We start from the raw sequence: 13,396 nt of genomic DNA on the forward strand, positions 1-13,396 counted from the left end.
GCCCTTCAGGTCAGGGGGTTTTCAGGAAATCCCGCATCGCAAACAGCGTTTCCTCCGGCGCCTCGGTCATCTGGTGGTGGCCGACCGGCAGGCTGGCGACCTGCACGGTTTTGCCGCCGGCCCGCGCCTTGTCAATCAGCGGCTGCGCGGCTTTGGCCTGCGTCATCTGGTCCTGCGCACCCAGCACAAACAGCACCGGACAGGTGATCTGCGTGATGGCGTTGTCGCCGTTGGCATAACTGTCGCAGGCCTGGAAGCCGCGGTGAAACACATTGACCTGGGTGTTGCTGGCCAGCACGCGCCGGCCCAGCGCCATGCTGGCGCCGTAGACCCAGGTGCCCGGGCCCAGCGCCGAAGGCGGTGCGGCCAGGGTGCTGCGCGAAAACACATTGATCATGGTCAGCGCCTTCATCGGCTCGTTCAAGGCGGCGTCCAGCAAGGCTGGCGACACCTTCATCGGGTAGGCGATGCCCACCAGCACGAGGTGGCTCACGCGCTCTTTCAGGCGGGAGGCGGCCTCCAGCGCAATCAGCGATCCCCAGCTGTGGCCGATCAGCGCGGCGCGCTGCACGCCGGCGGCATCGAGCAGGCCAGCCACAAAGTCGGCGGCCTCTTCGACGGTCGAGGGTGCCTCGCCCGCGCTTTTGCAGTGGCCCGGCAGGTCCACCGCCAGCACGTTCCAGCCGTGGTGGGCCAGGTAGCGGCTTTGCAAAATCCAGACACTGTGGTCGTTGAGCACGCCGTGGATGAACACCACCGTGGGTTTGGTGGCATCGAAAGGTTTGCCGCCGGTGTAGCAGTAGGTCTGGTGGCCGTTGACGCTGAGGATCATGCTGCTTTCTCCGCAGCTTTGAGTGCCCGCTTGAGGTCGTCAATCAAGTCATCCGGATCTTCCAGGCCGATCGACAGCCGGATGGTTCCCTGCGTGATGCCGGCGCCGGCCAGCGCTTCGTCCGTCATGCGGAAGTGGGTGGTGCTGGCCGGGTGAATCACCAGGCTGCGGCAGTCGCCGACGTTGGCCAGGTGGCTGAAGACCTTGAGGGTTTCGATGAAGGCCTTGCCTTGCTCGCGCTTGCCCTTGATGTCGAAGCTGAACACCGAGCCGGCGCCGCGCGGCAGCAGTTTTTTGGCCAGCGCGTGGCTGGGGTGGGTCTCCAGCATCGGGTGGCCGACACGCGCCACCAGCGGGTGGCTGGCGAGAAAGGCGACGATCTTTTCGGTGTTGCTCATGTGCCGCGCCATGCGCAGCGGCAGGGTTTCGATGCCCTGCAGGATCAGCCACGCGGTGTGCGGGCTCATGCAGGCGCCGAAGTCGCGCAGGCCCTCGCGGCGCGCGCGCAGCAAAAACGCGCCCACCGTGCTTTCCTCGCTGAACACCATGTTGTGAAAGCCGTCGTAGGCCTCGGTCAGTTCGGCGAATTTGCCGGACTTTTCCCAGTCGAAACTGCCGCCGTCCACCACGATGCCGCCGATCACCGTGCCGTGGCCGCTCAGGAACTTGGTGGCCGAGTGGTAGACCAGGTCGGCGCCGTGGTCGAACGGCTTGATCAGCCAGGGCGAGGTCAGGGTGGAGTCCACCAGCAGCGGCACGCCGGCCTCGTGCGCGATGGCTGACACGGTGGGCATGTCCAGCACGTCCAGCCCGGGGTTGCCCACGGTTTCGCCGAAAAACAATTTGGTGCTGGGGCGCACCGCGGCGCGCCAGCCGGCGATGTCGCCGGGTTTGACAAAAGTCGTTTCAATGCCGAAACGCCGCATCGTGTAATGCAGCAAATTCTGGCTGCCACCGTACAGCGCGGTGCTGGCGACGATGTGCGAGCCCGCGCCCATCAGGGTGGCAATGGACAGGTGCAGCGCCGCCTGGCCGCTGGCGGTGGCAATCGCGCCTATGCCGCCTTCCAGTGCGGCGACGCGCTGCTCCAGCACCGCGTTGGTCGGGTTGCTGATGCGCGAATAGACGTGGCCGGCGCGCTCCAGGTTGAACAGGCTGGCGGCGTGGTCGCTGGATTCGAAGACAAACGAGGTGGTCAGGTGAATCGGCACGGCGCGCGCGCCGGTGGCCGGGTCGGGCGCGGCGCCGGCATGCAGGGCCAGCGTGTCGAAGCCCGGGTCAGAATAGCCAGACATGGTGTCTCCAGAAAATGGCGGAAGGAATCGTTGAAAACGGCAGCCAGCCTGAAACAACTTCAGGTGGCTTGCAAACGGATTGTGGGCTATATTTGATCTGAATTTTCCGCCGGGCGGCACCGGGGAAGAACCTGCAGACTGCCGAGACAAATTCCTGAAGGAGTGCCCCATGAAAGTCCTAGATATCCTGCGCGTCAAAGGCAACACGCTTTACACCGTCCAGCCCGATGAGCCGCTGTCCAAGGCGACCCAGATCATGGCGGAAAAAGACATCGGCTCGCTGGTCGTCATGGAACACGGCGACCTGGTGGGCATGCTGACCTTCCGTGAAGTGATTCTGTGCATTGTCAAAAACGGCGGCGAGATCGGCAACACGCTGGTGCGCACGGCGATGGACGATGCGCCGCTGACCTGCACACCCGACACCGAGATCGACGAAGTCCGCCGCATGATGCTGGGGCGCCATGCGCGCTACATGCCGGTGCTCAACAAGAAAGTCCTCGAGGGTGTGATCTCGTTTTACGACGTGGCCAAGGCCGTCGTCGATGGCCAGAACTTCGAGAACAAGATGCTCAAGGCCTATATCCGGGACTGGCCGGCCGAGGACGAGCCAAACCAGGCGCCTTTGCTCTGAGTTGGGTCGGGGCGGCATGAACTGTTTGCCTGATTTTTTCTCCCTTCCGGAGAGCGAGCGCGCCAGAACAGCCTGTCGCAGGCAGTGATTGCAGCGCGTTTTTGCTACATATTCAATAGCTGTCAGCGATTGCTGCTAAAGGGCGGGAGGCTGATTCGTCCGTACATGAAGCGGCCGCAGCCCTTGACCCCAACAACCATCTGAAAATCCGCCGCATGGCGGTGCCAACCCGTGCTGTTTCTGGTGCCATGTTCGCCTTGGCCAGCTGCGCGACCACCTCGCCGTGGGCGGCTCGTTCCTGCCAGTGCATCAAGGGATGAATGTTGCGTTGCAGCAATGCATGAATTGTTCCGGGCCGTCGTTGCCATGACCTCGGCCGGCCGAAACGGTGAATACCTGTATGTCCCACACCGGACACAACTAGCCTGTACGATCTGTCGTGTCACTTGATAACGGCCATTTATCACTAGCGCGTCGGCGCTTCACGGAAAGCATCCATCCATGGCCTCTGTCGCATCACCTGCCCCATCGGCCACCTCGCCCCGGCACATCCTGATCGTGGAAAACATCGCGGCTCAGGCCCAGATGCTGAGCCATATCCTTGAGGTCGAGGGTTACCAGGTCAGTGTCGTCGACAACGGCCAGTCCGCGCTGGAAATGACGGCCCGGATCCGCCCCTCCCTAGTCATCAGCGGCGTCAAAATCCCGGAGATGAGCGGTTATGAGCTGTGCCGGCAGATCAAGGCCGGCCCCGGGCTTTCCCAGGTCCCGGTGATTCTCGTCACCAATCTGTCCGACCCCAATGAGGTGCTGCTCGGCCTGCAGTGTGGTGCCGACAGCTTTGTCATCAAGCCCTATGAGCGTAGCCACATGCTGGCGCGGGTGGAGCACGCCCTGAGCAACCGCGACGTCGCCCACATGCCGGAAGACGGCCCGCCGGCCGAGATTTTTTTCCACGGCGAGCGGCACCAGATCAGTGCCAGCCGCACCCAGATACTGAACCTGCTGATGTCCACCTACGACGCGGCCGTGCAGCGCAACAACGAGCTTCACGAAAGCCGGCAGCAGTTGCGCGAACGCACGTCCGAGGTGCTGGAGGTCAACCGTTTTCTCGACTCCATGATCGAGCACATCCCGACGGCGGTGTACATCAAGGATGCCAAGCAGCTGCGTTACGTGCGTGTCAACTCCGCGGAGGAGCAGCTGACGGGCATCTCGCGCGAGGACATGGTGGGAAAATCCGTCCACGATCTTTTCGGCCAGGAGGAAGCCGACCGGTTTACTGCCCAGGACCACCGGGTGCTGGCCAGCGGCATCATTGAGGACATTCCGGAAGACCGGTTTTTCTCGCACAGCAAAGGCATGCGTTTGCTGCACACCCGCAAGGTGCCGGTTTTTGGCGAGGCCGCTGAGCCCACGCATGTGCTGGGAATTTCTCAAGACATCACCCAGAAGAAGGAACTGGAAAAGGTGATCGCCGATCTTCATTCCGCCCTGAAGGTGCGGGCCGACGACCTGGAGGCCACCAACAAAAGCCTGGAAAGCTTCACCTCGGCGGCCTCGCATGACCTGCGTTCGCCGCTGAGCGTCATTGGCGGCTATGCGGGCCTGCTGGAGAAAAATTACGCCAGCTGCCTCGACGAAAACGGCCTGCATTACCTGTCCGTCATCGGCAAGCGGGTCAAAAGCATGGCCAGACTGATTGATGACCTGCTGTCGTTTTCGCGGCTCAGCCTGCAGGAGGTCCAGAAAACCGATGTCGACATGAACGGGCTGGTGGCGCAGGTGGTGGCCGACCTGCCGGTCAGCGGCCCCGGTGCCAATAAACCTGCCATCCAGCTGGGCATGCTGCCATCAGCGCCGGCCGACACCGGGCTGCTTCGGCAGGTGTGGGTGAACCTGCTGTCCAACGCGGTGAAGTACAGCCGCCACACCGCCAGCCCGCTGATCGAAGTCAGTGGACGCGTCGAGGGTGGGGAGGCCATTTATTCAGTGCGCGACAACGGCGCGGGGTTCGACATGGCGCACTGCGACAAGCTGTTCCAGGTGTTCGAGCGGCTGCACACCGACCAGGAATTCGAAGGCACCGGCGTCGGCCTGGCCACCGTGCGCCGCATGGTCACGCGCCATGGCGGACGGGTGTGGGCGGAAGGCGTGGTGGACCAGGGGGCGGTGTTTCATTTTGCGTTGCCGGTGCAGGGCGGCTGAACCAGGCTGCCAGCCCCGACGCAGAACACGAATGGGCAAGACGACGGGCGCCTGCGTTTGGGGAGGCACCTAAAGCTTGTTGCGCTCCAGAGTCGTGAAGAATCGTCAACGTGGAGCCCAGGCTTCCCCTTCGCAGCCTCGACCACACAGTCTTTTTTTCCCCTTTACTGTCCGCCGTCCAGGTTCGACGTGCGATCATGACGTTGATCCGGCCTTCTGGCTCGTTCCCCCCGTACCAAAGCCATCTGGGATAATCTCCCGCATGAGCGGCAACACCTTCGGCACCCTATTCGCAGTCACCAACTTCGGTGAATCCCACGGCCCGGCCATTGGCTGCGTGATTGACGGCTGCCCGCCCGGCATGGCGCTGAGCGAGGCGGACATCCAGGGCGACCTGGACCGGCGCCGGCCCGGCACCAGCAAGTATGTGACGCAGCGCAACGAGCCGGACGCGGTGGAGATCCTTTCCGGCGTGTACGAAGGCAAGACCACCGGCACGCCGATCTGCCTGCTGATCAAGAACACCGACCAGCGCAGCAAGGACTACGGCAACATCCTGGACACCTTCCGGCCCGGCCATGCCGACTACAGCTACCTGCAGAAGTACGGCATTCGCGACCCGCGCGGCGGCGGCAGGGCCTCGGCCCGGCTGACCGCGCCCATGGTGGCGGCGGGTGCAGTGGCCAAGAAGTGGCTGCTGGAAAAATACGGCACCACCTTTCGCGGCTGCATGACGCAGATCGGCGACATCGCGATTCCTTTCGAGGCTTGGGCGCATGTGCCCCACAACCCGTTTTTTGCGCCTGTGGCTGACGTGTCAGCGCTGGAGGCCTACATGGACGAGTTGCGCAAGGCCGGCGACTCCTGCGGCGCGCGCATCCGCGTCACCGCCACCGGCATGCCGGTCGGCCTGGGCGAGCCGCTGTTTGACAAGCTCGACGCCGACATCGCCTTTGCCATGATGGGCATCAACGCCGTCAAGGGTGTGGAAATTGGCGCGGGGTTTGCCAGCGTCACGCAGCGCGGCAGCACGCACGGTGACTCGCTGTCGCCCGCGGGCTTCAAGTCCAACAACGCCGGCGGTGTGCTGGGCGGCATCAGCACCGGGCAGGATCTGGAAGTGTCGATTGCCATCAAGCCGACCAGCTCCATCCTCACACCGCGCGAGTCGGTGGACATGGCCGGCGCGCCGACCACCGTGGTCACCAAGGGCCGGCACGACCCCTGCGTGGGCATACGCGCCACGCCGATTGCCGAGGCCATGCTGGCGCTGGTGGTGATGGAGCATGCCCTGCGCCAGCGCGCGCAATGCGCCGACGTGGTGCCGCCCATGCAGGCGATCAAGGGCTCCGTGTGAACCGGGCCTGACCATGCCAGAAGCTGCAGCCAGGCGCCGCCAGCTGGTGCCGTTTGCGGCGCTGTCGGCCAGTTATTTTGCGCACATCGGGTTTTTCAACCCCTACCTGCCGCTGTGGCTGCAGGACCTGGGCTTCAGCATCCTGGCGATCAGCCTGCTGACTTCGGTGCAGGCCGCCACGCGGCTGTTTGCGCCCTACGGCTGGGGCGCGCTGAGCGACCACACCGGAGAGCGCGTCAAGCTGCTGCGTTACGGCGCCACGGTGGCGCTGATCTCGTCCCTCGGTCTGTGGCTGGACTTTGAATCCACTTACGGCGTCTGGTGGCTCACGGCGGTGCTGCTGGTGATGTTCACGCACACGAGTTCCATGATGCCCATGAGCGAAGCCGCCATGGCACACCTGATCAGCCAGGGCGGTGCCTTTGATGCACGGCGCTACGGCCGCGTGCGCCTGTGGGGCTCGCTGGGCTTCCTGTTCACGGTGTTTGCCGCGGGCAGCTGGTTCGAGATCTTTGGCATGAAACACTTTCCGGCCTGGACCTTCTTGTCGCTGCTGGCCGTGACGGTCAGTGTCTGGCTGCTGCCGGACCTGAAGGAGGCGGTCAGTGCCCACGACCTGAAGCTGCCGGTGTGGCCGATTTTTCGCCAGCGTGCCGTGGTGTGGTTTTTTGCGTCGGCTTTTTTTCATGTGCTGGCGCACATCAGCATCTATGTCTTTTTCTCGCTCTACCTCGACGCGAATGGCTATAGCAAAACCATGATCGGCGTGTTGTGGGCGTTTTCGGTGGTGGTGGAAATCGGCTGGTTCTACACCCAGGGCCGCTGGCTGCCGCGGCTGAGCCTGACCGCCTGGCTGATGGTGTGTTCGGCCGCCATGGCGCTGCGCATGGGCATCACCGCCGTCTGGCCCGGTGTGCTGCTGCTCATGCTGGTGGCGCAGGCGCTGCATGCGCTGACGTTTGCGACGCACCACACGGTCTGCATTGCGCTGCTGTCGCACCATTTCCCCGGACGGCTGCGCGGCCGCGGCCAGGCGCTGTACGTGGTGGTGGCTTACGGCCTGCCGGGCGTGCTGGGTGGACTGGTCGGCGGGCTGCTGAGTTCTGCGTTCGGGCTGGTCAGCGTGTACTGGGCCTGCCTGGCCGCCAGCCTGGTTGCGACAGCGTGTGCCTACCAGGCCTGGCGCGTGCAGCGCAGTTTGGAGGCTACCGCACCCTGACCGGCGGCAAATCTACACGCGTTTTACGCTTGTAGCCCTTGTGTCACGGGTGCTGGTAGCTATCAATACAGTAGCGTACGGCGCTGCGCCGCTCAGCGTTCCGGCGGGGCGCGGAAGGGGTTGAAGCCGGTGATCAGCGCCGTGGCGGCCAGTACCAGTACGCAGCCCGGCGCCATGCCCCAGGTGACCGGCTCGCCCAGGAACAGGCCGCCCCAGGCCACGCCGAACAGCGGAATCATGAACGCCGCCGAGGTGGCGGCGCTGGCCGTGATCTCGCGCATCAGGCGCATGCTGATCCAGTACATCAGGCCCGAGGTGAAGATGCCCAGCACCGCCACCGCGATCAGTGCGCCGCTGGTGTAGTGGGCCGAGGGCAGGGCCACACCTGAGGGCAGCAGCAGGAACAGCGCGGCCGCCACATGCACCACGGCCGAGGCCGGCAGTGGGTCGTGCGCCATGGTTGCGCGTTTCATCAGGATGGCGCCAAAGCCATAAGCGGCGGCTGCGGCGGTGCAGGCCAGCGCGGCCAGCACGACGCGCGGCGTCACCGCCACCGGCCCCAGCTGCACCAGCAGGGCGACACCGGCAAACCCCACGGCACAACCGAGCAGGCGGCGCGACGAGAGCCGCTCCTCGCGCGCCAGCGCGGCGCCCAGCACGCCAAACAGCGGCGCCGTGGCGTTGAGCACGGCCGAATACCCGGCCGGGATCACCAGCGCGGCCCAGTTGAACAGCACAAAGGGCGCGACCACGGTCAGCACACTGAGCAGCGCCAGGCGCGGCCAGGCGGCACGCGGCGGCCACTGCTCGCGCAGCGCGCGCATCAGCAGCGTCAGCACCAACGCCGCCAGCATGCAGCGCACGCCGGCCAACAGCCATGGGCCGAAAGCCGGGCTGGCAATGCGAAGCAGGGGAAAGGAGCCACCCCACAGGGCGGACAGGGCGATGAGCTGGAGGAAGTGTCGGGTGTGCATGAAAAGCCGGTGGGATCAGGGGATTGTCCGGGATTCGGGGCGGGTGTGCAGGGGGAACTCAGGCGTGTCCTGGCTCTTGTTCGCTTTTCTGACGTCATGGGTTTGCTGGTGCTCAGATAAGGAACGAAGAAGCTACAGACTTGGTTCATCCCATGGCAGCGTCTTCTAGAATGTCCCATGCCACTCCGCGACAACACCCTTCCACGCTCGCTGATGGACACCGCGCACTTGAATACGGTGTTCGTCCGGTTGCAGCCGGATTTTTTCGACGCGCAGCGTTCTTGATTAAAGCCGCTGCGTCATGCCACCTGCCATGCCCCTGGAAGTCAACGAAGCCGAAGTCGAGATCACTGCCATCCGCGCGCAGGGCGCGGGCGGGCAAAACGTCAACAAGGTGTCCAGCGCGGTGCACCTGCGCTTCGACATCATGGCCTCGTCGCTGCCCGAGGAGGTGAAGGAGCGGCTGCTTTGCCTGCGCGACAGCCGCATCACGCAGGAAGGCGTGCTGGTGCTCAAGGCCCAGCAACACCGCAGCCAGGAGATGAACCGCGCCGACGCGCTGGCCCGCCTCAACGAAATTGTCAACAGCGTCGCCACACCGCCGCGCGTGCGCCGCGCCACCAAGCCGACCTATAGCTCGAAACAGCGGCGCCTGGCGGGGAAAAGCCAGCGTTCGGAGATCAAGGCGTCACGCGGCAAGGGCGGGGTCAGCGAGTAGCTGGCTGTAAACATCAAGATTTCTTGGGCTCTGGCCCTTGTGGCACGGGGGCCATCCGCTATTGAATCGATAGCGGTTCGAGCGAAATCGTGACAAGGGAGGCCGTCAGTTGGCCAGCGCAGACGGCACGGATCGCGTCACGAAGTCCATGTGTTCAGTCCACCCCTTCAGGCAAGCCTTCCACTCGCCCGGTTGGCAATCGGCCTCGTACCTGCGCAGCAGCGCGAAGACACGTTCCTTCGGGATGCCGGTTGCTGCGTAGGCTGAAAAATCGGTGCTGGAATCTCCATAGGCAAACCTGACACGCCAGCCATGGGCCATGAAGTCTTTCAACATGCGTGTCTTGTAGGCATCGGGACGGTTGCGGTCTTCATCCGTTTGCGCCACATGGAGGCTGCCGGCAGGAAAACCGTTGTCCTTCAGCCAGCCGGGAATGTTGGCCGAAAACCAGCTGACACGGGTGCTGAGGTAGATGATGGTGTAGCCCTTGTCGGCGAACATGCGCACGCCCCTGGCCGCATCCTCGCGCGCTTCAAAAATGGTCGACACGGCGGGTGTGAGCGTCCCGTCGATGTCGAACACCACGGCTTGCGCCTGCCTGGGCGGCGCATCCGCCACCGCGGCAGGAGGAAGTTGCGCGCAACTGCTGCACAACACGGCGACCGAAAGAATGATCAGGTGGCGCATGGGAGCTCCTTTGCAGGGACTGTTGATGTTTTCGTCGCTTATGACACCACACCGTTCGGGCGAACGGTAGCAAGTTGCCTTGTCATGATTTATGGAGGTCTCGATGGTTCTTTTTATTGCGCAATTCTGATCGCGTGCCGACCGGAATGCATCCTCCAAATGGAGGAGCGCAGCGGCGAAAAAAACCAGTACCGGCCGATCTCCGAAAATTTCAGTAAAAAAGGCCTTTAGCCCTTATTCAATGGGCGCCAGCAGCCCCTGATTTAATAGCTAATCAGCGACCCGCCGGCACTACCTCCGCAGCCGCCCAGGCGGGCTTCTCAAACGCAGCCGCCAGAAACTTCACCATGCGCCTGACCTTGACCGACAGGTGTTGCCGGCTCGGGTACACCGCCTGGATGTCCAGCGTGGGCGCCTGGAAGCGGGGCAGCACCTCTTTCAGGCGGCCGTCGTGCAGGGCTGGCCCGACGATGAAGCTGGGCTGCAGGATCAGGCCCTGGCCGGCCAGCGCGGCGGCCAGGCAGGTGTCGCCGGAGTTGGTGCGCAGGCGTGGCTGGGTGAGCACGTCCTCTTTGCCATTCGGCCCTTCCAGCGACCAGGTGTCGCCGCCCGACCAGTAGGTGTAGGCAATCACCGTGTGCGCGGCTATGTCTGCCAGCGTGCGGATCGCGGTGTGCCGCTTCAGGTAGCCGGGTGCGGCACACAGCACCAGGCGCGTGGTTGCCAGGCGCCGCGCCACCAGGCTCGAATCTGGCAGGCGTGTGATGCGGATGGCGAGGTCATACCCTTCATCGACCAGGTCCACCACGCGGTCGGACAGGGTCACGTCCAGGTTGACCTGCGGGTACTGCTGCAGGAAGCGGCCCCACAGCGGCGCCAGGTGCAGGTTGCCGAAGGTCACCGGGGCATTGATGCGCAGGCGGCCGACCGGCTGCACGGTGTTGGCGCTGGCGGCAGCGTTGGCCTCGGCCAGATCGTCGAGGATCTTGAGGCTGCGCTCGGCGTACGCCACACCGGCTTCGGTCAGCGACTGGCGGCGTGTGGTGCGGTTGAGCAGGCGCACGCCCAGGCGCGCCTCCAGTTCCAGTACCAGGCGCGACACCATGGCTTTGGAGCTGCCCAGCCGCTCGCCCGCCTTGACAAAGCTGCCGCTCTGCACGACGGCCACAAAGGCTTCCATCTGGCGAAACTGGTCCATGGCGGGGCTTGGGTGAAGGGGAAACAAGAGGGGTGGAAAACTGGATTGTCTTTCATATAAGGACAATCAATCAATAAATCTGATATTTATCTTTCATGGGTAGACAACTACATTGGACGGATCCATCCCTGTCGTCAAGGAGTCCTGCCATGTCTGCCCATTCCCTTTCTGCCGTGTCTAGCGCTGCCCTTCCTGCCCTGTTCATCTCGCACGGGGCGCCGCTGTTTGCCACCGAGCCGGGGACGAGCGGGCCGGCGTTGACGCGCTGGGGCCAGGCCCTGAAAGAGACGACCGGGCCGGGCCTGCGCGGCATCGTGATCATGTCGCCGCACTGGATGGCGCGAACGCCCTCGGTGATGACCAACCCCGCGCCGGCCACCTGGCACGACTTTGGTGGTTTTCCGCAGGCCCTGTATGCCTTGCACTATCCGGCGCCCGGCCATCCGGAACTGGCGCGTGAGGTGCTGGGCTTGTTGCAGGGCGCGGGGATTGCCGCGCAGGGCGATGACCAGCGGCCGCTGGACCACGGCGCCTGGGTGCCGCTGATGCATTTGTTTCCGGACGCCAGCGTACCGGTGGTGCAGGTGGCGCTGCCGGTGTCTTATGGCCCGGCCGAAACCTATGCCCTGGGCCAGGCCCTGGCCGGCCTGCGCGAGCGCGGCGTGCTGGTGGTCGGCTCGGGCAGCATGACGCACAACCTGGGCGAATTTTTTGGCGGTGCGCGCGCGCCGGCGCCTTATGTCGTCGCTTTCAGCCGCTGGGTCGAGTCCACGCTGGAAAGCGGTGATTTTTCTGCCATGCTGGACTACCGGCGCCAGGCCCCCGGCGCGCAGCGCGCGCACCCGAGCGAAGACCACTTCCTGCCGATCTTCTTCGCGCTGGGGGCGGCAGGTTGGGGCGGCCCACAGGGTGCGCGGCCCGACTACCTGAGCCGGGAGGTGATGTACAGCATGCTGGCGATGGACGCTTTTGCCCTTTCCGCGCCCGCGCAATAAAGACCAATGAAGACAGCTGTTCCTGTTTGCCCAACCCGGAGTTCCCTGATGACAATGGATTTGCCCCTTTCTTTCCTGCACCGTCCCGCGGCGGCGGGTACGGCCCAGCCCTGGCTGCTGGTGCTGATGCATGGCGTCGGCAGCAATGAGGATGACCTGTTCAGCCTGGCGCCGCACGTGCCGACCAATTTCCACGTGCTGAGCCTGCGCGCCCCGAACGTGATGGGTGCCCGCGCCTATGCCTGGTTCGAGTTTGGCGTGACGCCGCAGGGTGAACGAGTCATCAACGAAGCACAGGAAGTCGCCAGCCGGCAGACGGTCGCGCAGACCGTGGCCGCGGCGGCAACGCAACTGGGCATCGCTCCCGGGCGTGTGGTGGTCGGCGGTTTCAGCCAGGGCGGCATCATGGCGCTCTCGCTGCTGCTGACGCAACCCGCGCTGCTGCAGGGGGCGATGGTGATGCACAGCCGCCTGCTGCCGCAGGTGCTGCCTTTGCTGGCGCCGGCCGAGGCGCTGCAGGGCCGGCAGCTCTGGCTCAGCCACGGCACGCGCGACCAGGTGATCCCGCTGGCCAATGCGCATGCAATTCGCTCGCTGGCGCAAACACTGCCGATCACGCTGCGTTATGCCGACTACCCGAGTGCGCACGAGATCATCCAGCAGGAGCTGGGCGAGGCGATGGCCTGGTTGCAGCAGCTCGCTGCCGCGGGCTGAGGACCCTGCGCCCCGGTGCCGGGCTGGGTGTGCTATTTAAAAGATAGCTGCTGGCGCCCGTCCTGTCTGGGCTGATGGCCGATTTGGTGTGATGTCTGGGCCGAACCGGTGTCTGCCGGACTCAGAGCCACACGCCGCTGCCGGGCATCTGCATCTGGATGGCATCCGGCCCGCTGCCCACCAGCACGAAGGCACCGATCACCCAGCTCAACACGGCGATGAAGATGCTGGCAAAAAAGGCCGTCCAGAAGCCCGAGACCTTGAAGCCCCGCACCAGCGCGGAGACCAGCAAAATCATCAGGGCATTGATGACCAGCAGGAACAGGCCGAAGGTCAACAAGGTCAGCGGCAAGGTCAGGACAATCAGCAGCGGCTTGACAATGGCATTCGCAAAACCGAGCAGCAGGGCCGAGATGACCAGCGACGAGGTGTCGTCAAAGCTGATTCCCCGGAAGACGCGACTGGCCAGCCAGAGCGACAGCGCGGTGATGGCCCAGTGCAGAAGGAAAAGGATCAGGTGGTCGAACATGGCAGATGAGCGGGTGGGTGCATGGCCGGGAATCAT

The 13,396-nt window shown here is 64.3% G+C and carries 13 protein-coding genes; 7 read left to right on the forward strand and 6 right to left on the reverse strand.

Translation table 11 applies throughout. The features are described 5' to 3' along the window. Positions 1–10 precede the first annotated feature (10 nt). A complete protein-coding gene (locus tag B7G53_RS05585; RefSeq protein WP_096664795.1) occupies positions 11–832 on the reverse strand; it encodes an alpha/beta fold hydrolase in 822 nt (273 codons plus the stop codon). Beyond that, positions 829–2,127, reverse strand: a complete 1,299-nt coding sequence (locus B7G53_RS05590; protein WP_096664797.1) for an O-acetylhomoserine aminocarboxypropyltransferase — start codon at positions 2,125–2,127, stop codon at positions 829–831. Before B7G53_RS05590 ends, B7G53_RS05585 begins: the two co-directional genes overlap by 4 nt. 169 nt (positions 2,128–2,296) lie before the next feature. Between B7G53_RS05590 and B7G53_RS05595 the strand changes: the two genes are divergently transcribed. The 4 genes from B7G53_RS05595 to B7G53_RS05615 all read left to right on the forward strand — a co-directional run bounded on the left by B7G53_RS05595 (position 2,297) and on the right by B7G53_RS05615 (position 7,545). Then, entirely contained in the window at positions 2,297–2,761 is a 465-nt protein-coding gene (locus B7G53_RS05595) for a CBS domain-containing protein (protein ID WP_096664800.1), read from the forward strand. 501 nt (positions 2,762–3,262) lie between these two features. Then, entirely contained in the window at positions 3,263–4,969 is a 1,707-nt protein-coding gene (locus B7G53_RS05605) for an ATP-binding protein (RefSeq protein ID WP_096664803.1), read from the forward strand. A gap of 262 nt (positions 4,970–5,231) precedes the next feature. Beyond that, positions 5,232–6,326, forward strand: coding sequence for a chorismate synthase (gene aroC, locus B7G53_RS05610; RefSeq protein ID WP_096664807.1), 1,095 nt, complete (start codon positions 5,232–5,234; stop codon positions 6,324–6,326). A 13-nt stretch (positions 6,327–6,339) separates the two neighbouring features. Further along, positions 6,340–7,545 (forward strand): MFS transporter, encoded by a 1,206-nt coding sequence (locus tag B7G53_RS05615; protein ID WP_096664810.1) that lies wholly within the window; start codon positions 6,340–6,342, stop codon positions 7,543–7,545. A 92-nt stretch (positions 7,546–7,637) separates the two neighbouring features. Here B7G53_RS05615 and B7G53_RS05620 read toward each other — a convergent pair whose 3' ends face one another. After that, positions 7,638–8,519 (reverse strand): DMT family transporter, encoded by an 882-nt coding sequence (locus B7G53_RS05620; protein WP_096664813.1) that lies wholly within the window; start codon positions 8,517–8,519, stop codon positions 7,638–7,640. Between the two features lie 301 nt (positions 8,520–8,820). Here B7G53_RS05620 and arfB point away from each other — a divergent pair, with 301 nt between their 5' ends. Then, positions 8,821–9,237 carry an alternative ribosome rescue aminoacyl-tRNA hydrolase ArfB gene (gene arfB / locus B7G53_RS05625; RefSeq protein ID WP_096664816.1) on the forward strand — a complete coding sequence of 139 codons (417 nt, stop codon included), beginning with the start codon at positions 8,821–8,823 and terminating at the stop codon, positions 9,235–9,237. A 105-nt stretch (positions 9,238–9,342) separates the two neighbouring features. Here the strand turns inward: arfB and B7G53_RS05630 are convergent, their stop codons facing one another. Both B7G53_RS05630 and B7G53_RS05635 read right to left on the reverse strand, forming a co-directional pair. Continuing rightward, positions 9,343–9,924, reverse strand: a complete 582-nt coding sequence (locus tag B7G53_RS05630; RefSeq protein WP_096664818.1) for an LNS2 domain-containing protein — start codon at positions 9,922–9,924, stop codon at positions 9,343–9,345. Positions 9,925–10,198: 274 nt separating this feature from the next. Continuing rightward, on the reverse strand, positions 10,199–11,122 hold the full coding sequence (locus B7G53_RS05635; RefSeq protein WP_096664821.1) for a LysR family transcriptional regulator: 924 nt from the start codon (positions 11,120–11,122) through the stop codon (positions 10,199–10,201). A 149-nt stretch (positions 11,123–11,271) separates the two neighbouring features. On the opposite strand from B7G53_RS05635, the gene B7G53_RS05640 reads away from it, so the two are divergent. Together B7G53_RS05640 and B7G53_RS05645 are read left to right on the forward strand one after the other, a co-directional pair. Next, complete coding sequence (locus B7G53_RS05640; protein WP_096664824.1) at positions 11,272–12,117, forward strand: DODA-type extradiol aromatic ring-opening family dioxygenase; 846 nt, start codon at positions 11,272–11,274, stop codon at positions 12,115–12,117. A gap of 48 nt (positions 12,118–12,165) precedes the next feature. Next, a complete protein-coding gene (locus B7G53_RS05645) occupies positions 12,166–12,831 on the forward strand; it encodes an alpha/beta hydrolase (protein ID WP_096664827.1) in 666 nt (221 codons plus the stop codon). Positions 12,832–12,952: 121 nt separating this feature from the next. On the opposite strand, the gene B7G53_RS05650 is transcribed toward B7G53_RS05645, so the two are convergent. Then, positions 12,953–13,396, reverse strand: coding sequence for a phage holin family protein (locus B7G53_RS05650; protein ID WP_441338964.1), 444 nt, complete (start codon positions 13,394–13,396; stop codon positions 12,953–12,955).

This window comes from Polaromonas sp. AET17H-212 (genome assembly GCF_002379085.1).
In the GTDB taxonomy this organism is placed as follows: domain Bacteria; phylum Pseudomonadota; class Gammaproteobacteria; order Burkholderiales; family Burkholderiaceae_C; genus Polaromonas.